The following is a 7,682-nucleotide window of genomic DNA, read 5'->3' as shown; positions in this document are numbered from 1 at the left end:
GCACTCGTAGCTCAGCTGGATAGAGTACTCGGCTACGAACCGAGCGGTCACAGGTTCGAATCCTGTCGAGTGCACCATTTAAAGGGTTGTTTGCAGTGATGTAAGCAACTTGCTTCAACCAGCGGTGGTCTGGTTTATCAAACGCCAATTGCACTCGTAGCTCAGCTGGATAGAGTACTCGGCTACGAACCGAGCGGTCACAGGTTCGAATCCTGTCGAGTGCACCAAACACCAAAAAGCCCGCATTTAATGCGGGCTTTTTGCTTTCTGACGTTTGCCCTTTACGCATCCGTTCTCGTCGAATACAACCTGATTGCTGCGGCCCTTCTTTTCGTTGTAGTGATAACGGGTCTCTCCGTTTCTTTCGGCTATTTTATCCGGCTTGCCCAGTGAGCTTTCTACGTCCCGAAAACTCATGCCTGCACGGACTCGCTGATTGATGATCGCCCGCCGCCGTTGTTCGCCACTCACTTGATTTTCGCACCCGTCGTCTCTCTGGCCGACAACTACCAGTTCTTTGTGTGCTCGGCGATTGTCCGGCGGCGCCAAGACCTGTCTTGAGGAAGGCGTAGATTCAGGCAGCAGATGGACTACGTTGCCTGGTGGTGCGTTGTAGGTGCTTTGCAGGTGCGTGCTGTGACCGCTAGGGCAGCCCTGGTACGTGAAGGTGATATTCCCTTGGGCGTCTTCGCAGCGTTGAACGGTTGTGGCCAGCGTTGGCAGGGGAAAGTAGAGCAGGGTGAGCAAGAGGGTCGTTCGAGCAGTGGCGGGCATTCAGCGTCCTCCGTGACGGCTGTATTCAAGGCTAGCCCATGCTTATTTGGCAGAGTGCGTACTTTCTTCTCGAGATGTAACGTCGTACATGTATTGATTCAATTTTGTCGCGCGAGCGCTTGTTCTTGCCTAGGTTTTGTAGCGTGTGGTGCTTTCAAGCGGTGTATCATTGCGCCCGTCAGCCCCGTCGGGGCTTGTGGAATACTTCCATGGACTTACCCAGTAGCTACCCTGAATTACGTTTTACCAATCATGAATTGACTGATTGATCTCCCGGGCGTGCTCCGCTGCTGGGGGTGGAGTTCGCCTATGACCGAAATAGAAGTAAAAAAAACACAAGAAAGCCTGCAAGATCGCCTCGCTCAAGTCGTTGAGCTGCTGCATCGTCAGCGGGTGGTCGAAGACCTGACTCACCGTCAGGAAGGTCAGCATCATGACCGCGTAGAAAACCTCGTTCACCGGCAGAACCTCGTCGAGTTGCAACGCAAACTCGATGACCTTCACTCCGCCGACGTCGCTTACATCCTCGAAGCCTTGCCTCTCGCAGAGCGTCTGACTGTCTGGCAGTTGGTAAAAGCCGAGCGCGACGGCGATATCCTTCTTGAAGTTTCCGATTCTGTCCGTGAAACACTGATCGCCGACATGGACGATCATGAGCTCCTGGCGGCTGCCAGAGAGATGGATGCCGACGAACTGGCCGACCTTGCACCTGAATTGCCGCGTGACGTTGTTCATGAGCTCATGGAGTCTCTCGATAGCCAGCAGCGTGAGCGCGTACGGTCTGCTTTGTCTTACGACGAGGAGCAGGTCGGTGCGCTGATGGACTTCGAGATGGTGACGATCCGTGAGGATGTCAGCCTTGAAGTAGTATTGCGTTATCTGCGTCGCCTCAAAGAGTTGCCTGGGCATACCGATAAACTGTTCGTGGTTGATTACGACGGTGTGCTCAAGGGTGTGCTGCCGATCAAGCGTCTGTTGGTCAACGATCCCGATAAGCAGGTGGCTGCGGTGATGGCCAGCGATCCGGTGAGTTTTCATCCGGATGAAGATGCCTACGACGCAGCTCAAGCCTTTGAGCGTTATGACCTTATTTCCGCGCCGGTGGTGGACAAGAATGGCAAGCTGATCGGGCGTCTGACCATTGATGAAATGGTCGACCTGATCCGTGAAGAAAGTGAAAACGAAGTCCTCAACATGGCGGGTCTGCGTGAAGAGGAAGACATCTTCGCCTCCGTCTGGAAGTCCTTGCGCAACCGTTGGGCCTGGCTGGCGATCAATTTGATCACCGCCTTTATCGCTTCGCGTGTCATCGGTTTGTTTGAGGGCTCGATCGAAAAACTGGTAGCGCTGGCGGCGTTGATGCCGATCGTTGCCGGGATCGGCGGTAACTCCGGTAATCAAACCATTACCATGATCGTCCGGGCCATGGCGCTGGACCAGGTCAGTACCGGTAATACATCGCGCCTGATGCGCAAAGAACTGGCGGTCGGGCTGATCAATGGCGTGATATGGGGTGGCGTTATTGGGGTGGTGGCTTACTTGCTGTACGGTAGTTGGTCGCTGGGCGTGGTCATGACCTCCGCCATGACGCTCAATCTGTTGCTTGCGGCGCTGATGGGGGTTCTGATCCCGATGACGCTGACGCGTCTGGGGCGAGATCCGGCCATGGGGGCGAGTGTGATGATTACTGCGGTGACGGACAGCGGAGGGTTCTTTATCTTTCTGGGGTTGGCGACGGTCTTCTTGCTTTGAATACGACTAATAAAAAACCGCCGGAAGGCGGTTTTTTTTAGCTTGAAAAAGAGGTGCTACAACGATCCGATAATAAAAATATCGATAAAAAAGCCAGCTAAATGCTGGCCTGAATATCTTGATCTCGCTGTCAGGACTCGTCGTCGGCAGCGTTGTCCGTATCGTGAGCAATCAGCGAAACAAGTGCGTTTTGCTGGCGATGAGAAAGTTGACGGAAGCGCTGCAGTAATTCGCGCTCATGCAAGGACAGTTCCGGGCTGTCGAGACGCAGGCTTGGCTCGTCGCCCAGCGCGCCTTCTTGAATCAAGCTCTGCTCAAGGCGAGCAATGATCTCGGAGTTCATGCTGCGGTGATGATTTTTGGCAACCTCATACACGCGGTCACGCATGCCATCAGGTAGTCGTACTACGAACTTGTCAGCCGTGCGGCTGGAATAAGTAGCCTGTTTCATAGGGCTCATATATTTAACCGGTTAGTTCAGAGGGAGCGGTTTTAGCAATTGGCCGCAAGATGTCATGTTGTGACAGCCTTTTTGGGCAAATGTTCAACCTGAATGTCAAAGAGGTCAGCATCATGCCCGACTTTTGCCAGTTCCTTGGCGCCAATTATGTGACAAATATTGAGCTTGGTAAAGGCGATTAGCCAGTACCAATTATCAGAATTGCGGGCTGCTTTGCAAAGTATTCGTGCTGCCGACGCTCCGAAAGTCCTGTTTTTGGCCGATTCGGGCGTCGTGTTGTGCACGACAGGCTTCTCATGAGCGTAGAGCGGTTTGATCGATTTTCCAGGGGCTACGGGTAAATCAAGCAAATGAAGAGGGGGGGAGATGTTTCTGAGCCTGCGCGCGGGTCAAATGATCCTTAGGGTAGCGGCTGCCTCCTTGCCTTTACAGAGGGATGCAGAGAGGCAAGAGGGTTAGCGCAGCAGCGGGTCGAATTTGATTTTTCGGCCGACGACCAGCGCCACAATGAAAAGCACGATAAACAGGCCACTGGCGATTTTAAGCAAAGAGCTCATGGCATTCGCATCCAGCGGAAGTAGCATATCGATGACGATTGCCATCAATGCCAGAACCAGAAATGACAGTGCGGATTTTGACATGGCAGTTCTCGTAGGGATTGATACCGGAAAAAATCGGGCGACTAAAAAACCCAACGTTCGGAACGATCAAACGACAGCGGCATGGCGTCATTGCTGTCATTGGTGAGCATAGCTCTGTTTGAGGACTGGTCGGTCATCACTGCGAAATGCGAAGCCTGTTGCATAAGGTGGTGTGTCTGTACCTGAGCACTGATCTGTTCATCGTCGCTGCTGTTGCCTTGAAACTGAAATGTCACCAGCGCGACGAGGGCAGCGGCATTGAGGAATGAAAGGGCAATGTTCATATTAAGTACCTCCACCTGAAACTTTTTACAGGGGTTTCCTGTATGAGTAGCTAGTTGCATGCTCTGTGCCAAATGGAAATCATACAAAATATGATAAAAATCAATAGGTTATGCTTGTATTGGTGCGCGTGCGTCTTGCACTTTGCAATGATGGCCTTTTGCAGTAGTGCAATTTGCATGATTGCAAAGGGGGGCGTCATCCAGAACCGTCTCGTCAGCGCAGTACTACAGCTTAAAAAGCCAAGGACGACATGACAAAGTCATGCAGTGCCGTTAACATGCACGCCGTCCTTGCTGGTGCCTTTCCTGTGCTCCAGCACTCGTGTCTCAGTAGCTCAATTGGATAGAGCATCCCCCTCCTAAGGGGAAGGCTGGCAGTTCGAACCTGCCCTGGGACACCATATAACCTGCCACTCTCTCATTTTCAGCTGTTGCAGTTCACCGCTTTCGGTCACTGCATTCGAAATGTCCTCTGCATTGCTCACCCCCCCTTATCGCTGCCTGTCTTGGATTGGGAGTATTGGGGTGAATGTGCGCAGCTGGCGCCCAGCAGTGTGCCTGGACGCCTGAATGGATGACGGATTACCCCATATCAGGACCTGCTGCGGGGGCCGATGCTGGCTCAGCCAAGTCGGCGCCGGTAATGAGTGACGTTCAGCGCAGGTCGTTCAAGGTTGCATCCAGGCGCTTGAGCAGCAGATCCGCATGCTCGCGGGCAAATACCAAGGGTGGGCGAATCTTGAGGATGTTGGCCATGGGACCGGTCGAGCTGATCAACACCTGACGGCGGCGCATGCCGTTGACGACCGCGGCGGCGGCGGTTGTCGCCGGGGTTTGCGCCTGGCGGTCAACAACCAGTTCAACGCCGATGAACAGGCCCTCGCCGCGTACATCGCCAATGACTTCATGGCGCTCGGCCAGTTTGCGCAACCCCTCCTTGAGATAGCCGCCGACATCGTGGGCATTGGCTTGCAGGTCTTCTTCGCGCAGCACGCGCAGTACCGCATGCGCAGCCTTGCAGGACACCGGATTACCGCCGTACGTATTGAAATAACGCTGCTGGCGACCGAATTGATCGAATAGCGCCGAGCGCCCGACCACGGCGGCAACCGGATGGCCGTTGCCCATGGGTTTGCCGAGCGTGACCAGGTCCGGGGTTACCGAGTCGCGGGCAAACCCCCAGCGTTGCCCTCCGGTGCGACCAAACCCCGGCTGGACTTCATCGGCGATATACAGTCCGCCGGCGTCTCGCACGCATTGCGCGGCAGCGGCCAGTTCGCCGTTCGCGGGGCTGAACACCCCGTCACTGGAGAAAATGCTGTCGACCAGCAACGCCGCAGGCTTGATGCCGTGAGCGTGCATATCTTGCAGCGCAGCTTTCACGTCGCCAAGGAAATCGGCGGATCGGCGGTAGGAATCCGGAGCATCGACCAAGCGTACATGGCTGGCGGTGGGGAGGCCGGTGGCCAGTGATGGCGAGACCTCAGCCAAGGCGCTGGTCACGCCGTGGTAGGCCCAGCGGGTGACAATGATGCCCGTTCCACCGCTGTGGCAGCGCGCGATGCGCAACGCCAGGTCATTGGCTTCGCTGCCGGTGCAGGTCATGGTCATGTTATCGAGTAGTGGAGGAAACTCGCTGAGCAGATCTTCGGCGTAATCCACGATCGATGGGTGCAGATAGCGTGTGTGGGTATTGAGCAGGGCGCTTTGCTCGGCAATGGCTGCGACCACAGCAGGGTGGCAGTGACCGATGGACGCCACGTTGTTATAGGCATCCAGGTAGGCGGTGTTGTCTTTGTCATACAGCCACACGCCTTCACCCCGCACCGGCGCGAAGGGTTCCTCATAAAACAATCGATAGCTGGCGCCCAGTGCGCGTTGGCGACGGGCGAGCAATTCAGCGGTGGTGGGCGAACTCATGGCACCTCCGGGGTGCAGGCATTGATCAGGCTTTGGGTCAGCAGCCCTTCGGGCATAGCGGTGAGGCATTGCAAATTGCGCCAGCTGGTGCGCAGGTTGCGTAGCACATAGGTGCGGTTTTCCGGATACAGGCAGGCGCGCCACCGGGCGATGGTGATTGCCATGGCCATGCGCATGGCCATCAGTTCGCCGAGTACAGCCAGCTCCTCGCGCTGCAACGGGATCCTTGCGTCGTAGGCGGCGACAAAGGCCTTGATCTGCCACAGTGGGTCGGTGGCGTCAGCGTCGAACTGGTATGAGAGAGCCGTCCCCAGTTCGTTGATTAGCGGGGCGTGCAGAGCGTCGCCGAAGTCGATGATGGCCGCAACGCGGCTGGCGGTTTCGCAGTCGAGCATGACGTTGTGCGGGTTCAGGTCGTTGTGGATCACCTGCGCACGGAGCGTGGCCAGACGCGGTTTTACGCAGGTCGCGTAGCGGTCCAGCAACGTGGAAACCAACGGCAGTTGATCGGCTTCCAGGTAATCCAGATAAGGCCTGACGCGTTCGGCGTGGCCGACATCCCAGAGCAGGTTGCGATGGGCGGCCGGGTGCTGGAAGTCCTTGAGGGCCAGGTTGACTTCGGCCAGGGAGGTACCGAGTTCGTGCATCAGTGCAACGCTGGGTTGGCCAAGATTCTGCGAAATACCGTCCAGGTAGCTGACGGTGCGCAGTGTCAGTGGCTGCTCGCTCACCAGCACTTTCGGTTCAACCTCACCATTGCGTGCTGGCAGAACACGCGGAACCGGCAGGTGCGCGCCGTGCCGCTCAATGTGCAGCAACGCCTGGGTCTGGAAGCTGATGACATTGGGATCTTCGGCTGGGTTGATGAATTTCAGGACGAAGGCGCCTTGCCTGGACTGTATGAGAAAGTTGGTGTCGCGTTCGCCATTCAGTAGCTTTAGCGTGCCCTTGAGGCCGTATACCCGATCAGCTATCTCCTGCGCCGTGGCAAGATCCACCGTCGGCGCCTGCGTCGTCATCAGGTCGGTGCAGCCCCCCTTGTCCATGACCGCCTCAGACATGCTGACCACCATTGACGTGAATTTCCGCTCCGTTCACGTAAGAAGCGCCGCTGGTGCAGAGGAAATAGATCAGCGAGGCCACTTCCTCCGGTTTGCCCAGGCGATTCATGGGCACCAGTCGCTCGACGATGTCGGTGGTGCCCGGAGACAGGATGGCGGTGTCGATTTCGCCGGGGGCAATGGCGTTGACCCGCACCCCGTGCGGGCCGAAATCATAGGCCATTTCCCGAGTCAGGGCCGAGAGCGCAGCTTTGGAGGTCGCGTAAGCGACACCGGCGAAAGGATGTACTTTGGATCCCGCAATGGACGTGACGTTGATGATGCTGCCCTGAGCGGCTTTTAATTCATCGAACAGGCCGCGAGCCAGTAACGCGGTGGAGAACAGATTGACATTGAACACCTTCAACCACGTGGCGTAATCGGTTTCCAGCACGCCGAGTCGGCCGCCTTCCGGACCTTTTGGCGATATGCCAGCGTTGTCCACCAAGGCATCAAGGCGTCCCCCCAGTTTTTCCTTAATGGTCGCCAGGCTGGCGCTGACGCTGTCGATGTCCTCCAGATCCAGATGGATATGATTGAGCAAGCCTTCCGTCCAAGGGCATTCAGCGACCCAGTTTTGCCGGGAAGCGGTGAATACTTCCCACCCAGCCGCATTGAAATGCTTGACCGTCGCATGACCAATGCCGCGGCTGGCGCCGGTTAACAGTAGCTTTTTTTTCTCGCTCATGAGCACGGTCCTTCGTAATTGAAGTTTGATGCATCATGTTTTTAGGCGTGCAACTAGTCAATA

General features: G+C 56.2%; 9 protein-coding genes and 3 tRNA genes. 4 read left to right on the top strand and 8 right to left on the bottom strand.

The window, feature by feature from the left end; genetic code table 11:
* Together QN399_RS03465 and QN399_RS03460 are read left to right on the top strand one after the other, a co-directional pair.
* Positions 1-77, top strand: a tRNA-Arg gene (locus QN399_RS03465).
* A gap of 73 nt (positions 78-150) precedes the next feature.
* Positions 151-227: transfer RNA gene (locus QN399_RS03460), tRNA-Arg, on the top strand.
* A gap of 19 nt (positions 228-246) precedes the next feature.
* Here QN399_RS03460 and QN399_RS03455 read toward each other — a convergent pair.
* Positions 247-723, bottom strand: coding sequence for a cell envelope protein SmpA (locus tag QN399_RS03455; RefSeq protein ID WP_322182758.1), 477 nt, complete (start codon positions 721-723; stop codon positions 247-249).
* A gap of 360 nt (positions 724-1,083) precedes the next feature.
* Here QN399_RS03455 and mgtE point away from each other — a divergent pair, with 360 nt between their 5' ends.
* A complete protein-coding gene (gene mgtE / locus QN399_RS03450) occupies positions 1,084-2,526 on the top strand; it encodes a magnesium transporter (protein WP_322215420.1) in 1,443 nt (480 codons plus the stop codon).
* Positions 2,527-2,656: 130 nt separating this feature from the next.
* Here mgtE and QN399_RS03445 read toward each other — a convergent pair whose 3' ends face one another.
* The 4 genes from QN399_RS03445 to QN399_RS03430 all read right to left on the bottom strand — a co-directional run bounded on the left by QN399_RS03445 (position 2,657) and on the right by QN399_RS03430 (position 3,911).
* On the bottom strand, positions 2,657-2,986 hold the full coding sequence (locus QN399_RS03445; RefSeq protein WP_322180166.1) for an Arc family DNA-binding protein: 330 nt from the start codon (positions 2,984-2,986) through the stop codon (positions 2,657-2,659).
* Positions 2,987-3,039: 53 nt separating this feature from the next.
* The gene (locus tag QN399_RS03440) at positions 3,040-3,270 is read right to left on the bottom strand and encodes a hypothetical protein (protein ID WP_330200559.1); all 231 of its coding nucleotides are present in this window, start codon (positions 3,268-3,270) and stop codon (positions 3,040-3,042) included.
* Between the two features lie 171 nt (positions 3,271-3,441).
* The gene (locus tag QN399_RS03435; RefSeq protein ID WP_219060380.1) at positions 3,442-3,627 is read right to left on the bottom strand and encodes a PA3371 family protein; all 186 of its coding nucleotides are present in this window, start codon (positions 3,625-3,627) and stop codon (positions 3,442-3,444) included.
* 41 nt (positions 3,628-3,668) lie between these two features.
* Positions 3,669-3,911 carry a hypothetical protein gene (locus QN399_RS03430; protein WP_322180164.1) on the bottom strand — a complete coding sequence of 81 codons (243 nt, stop codon included), beginning with the start codon at positions 3,909-3,911 and terminating at the stop codon, positions 3,669-3,671.
* A 324-nt stretch (positions 3,912-4,235) separates the two neighbouring features.
* On the opposite strand from QN399_RS03430, the gene QN399_RS03425 reads away from it, so the two are divergent.
* A tRNA-Arg gene (locus tag QN399_RS03425) sits at positions 4,236-4,312 on the top strand.
* Positions 4,313-4,565: 253 nt separating this feature from the next.
* On the opposite strand, the gene QN399_RS03420 is transcribed toward QN399_RS03425, so the two are convergent.
* The 3 genes from QN399_RS03420 to QN399_RS03410 are packed head-to-tail and all read right to left on the bottom strand — an operon-like array spanning position 4,566 to position 7,619.
* On the bottom strand, positions 4,566-5,831 hold the full coding sequence (locus tag QN399_RS03420; protein WP_330200558.1) for an aminotransferase class III-fold pyridoxal phosphate-dependent enzyme: 1,266 nt from the start codon (positions 5,829-5,831) through the stop codon (positions 4,566-4,568).
* A complete protein-coding gene (locus tag QN399_RS03415; RefSeq protein ID WP_322180160.1) occupies positions 5,828-6,892 on the bottom strand; it encodes a phosphotransferase in 1,065 nt (354 codons plus the stop codon). Before QN399_RS03415 ends, QN399_RS03420 begins: the two co-directional genes overlap by 4 nt.
* A complete protein-coding gene (locus QN399_RS03410) occupies positions 6,885-7,619 on the bottom strand; it encodes an SDR family oxidoreductase (protein ID WP_322180158.1) in 735 nt (244 codons plus the stop codon). Before QN399_RS03410 ends, QN399_RS03415 begins: the two co-directional genes overlap by 8 nt.
* Positions 7,620-7,682 lie beyond the last annotated feature (63 nt).

Origin of the sequence: Pseudomonas sp. 10C3 (assembly GCF_036346185.1) — a bacterium.
Classification (GTDB): Bacteria; Pseudomonadota; Gammaproteobacteria; order Pseudomonadales; family Pseudomonadaceae; genus Aquipseudomonas.
This window is presented reverse-complemented; position numbering and strand designations above follow the sequence as displayed.